Genomic DNA, 753 nt, shown 5'->3' on the forward strand with positions numbered 1-753 from the left:
TATGGGGCGGCTGATGGGAATCGAACCCACGAATGCCGGAACCACAATCCGGTGCGTTAACCACTTCGCCACAACCGCCATTATATAAGTGGTGGAGGGGGACGGATTCGAACCGCCGAACCCTGAGGGAGCGGATTTACAGTCCGCCGCGTTTAGCCACTTCGCTACCCCTCCACAAAATGGAGTGCCGGCCAGAGGACTTGAACCCCCAACCTACTGATTACAAGTCAGTTGCTCTACCAATTGAGCTAGGCCGGCATACTATTTATTAAAAGATATGGTGGCTCGAGACGGAATCGAACCGCCGACACGAGGATTTTCAGTCCTCTGCTCTACCGACTGAGCTATCGAGCCAATTTTTAATGTTTAAAGAATGGCGGACCCGACCGGGATCGAACCGGCGATCTCCTGCGTGACAGGCAGGCATGTTAACCGCTACACCACGGGTCCGGATTGCGGGGATAGGATTTGAACCTATGACCTTCGGGTTATGAGCCCGACGAGCTACCGAACTGCTCCACCCCGCGACGTTATTAAAGTTTATAAACGATGTCTTGCTTCGAAGTCCAGTTACACTGTTTCTTCCTCTACAAGTTTTGCTTTGTTGCTTGCTGCGTCGAAACAACTCGTTGTCATCCAATGATGTAACGCTTGTTGCTCCACCCCGCGACGTTATTAAAGTTTATAGACGATGTCTTGCTTCGAAAACTGCCTGATGGCTGATATTCCATAGGAACATGCTACATGCATAGT

General features: G+C 50.7%; 6 tRNA genes. All 6 read right to left on the minus strand.

The annotated features are described in order from the left end of the window. Positions 1 to 2 precede the first annotated feature (2 nt). The 6 genes from ACJ2A9_RS23635 to ACJ2A9_RS23660 all read right to left on the minus strand — a co-directional run bounded on the left by ACJ2A9_RS23635 (position 3) and on the right by ACJ2A9_RS23660 (position 527). Positions 3 to 78: transfer RNA gene (locus tag ACJ2A9_RS23635), tRNA-His, on the minus strand. An 11-nt stretch (positions 79 to 89) separates the two neighbouring features. Continuing rightward, positions 90 to 174 (minus strand) — tRNA-Tyr (locus ACJ2A9_RS23640). 11 nt (positions 175 to 185) lie between these two features. Next, positions 186 to 258 (minus strand) — tRNA-Thr (locus ACJ2A9_RS23645). A gap of 20 nt (positions 259 to 278) precedes the next feature. Next, positions 279 to 354: transfer RNA gene (locus tag ACJ2A9_RS23650), tRNA-Phe, on the minus strand. 20 nt (positions 355 to 374) lie between these two features. Beyond that, positions 375 to 450 (minus strand) — tRNA-Asp (locus tag ACJ2A9_RS23655). A 3-nt stretch (positions 451 to 453) separates the two neighbouring features. Next, positions 454 to 527: transfer RNA gene (locus tag ACJ2A9_RS23660), tRNA-Met, on the minus strand. Positions 528 to 753: the final 226 nt, after the last annotated feature.

Origin of the sequence: Anaerobacillus sp. MEB173, from assembly GCF_052119505.1 — a bacterium.
GTDB lineage: Bacteria > Bacillota > Bacilli > Bacillales > JBJMAU01 > JBJMAU01.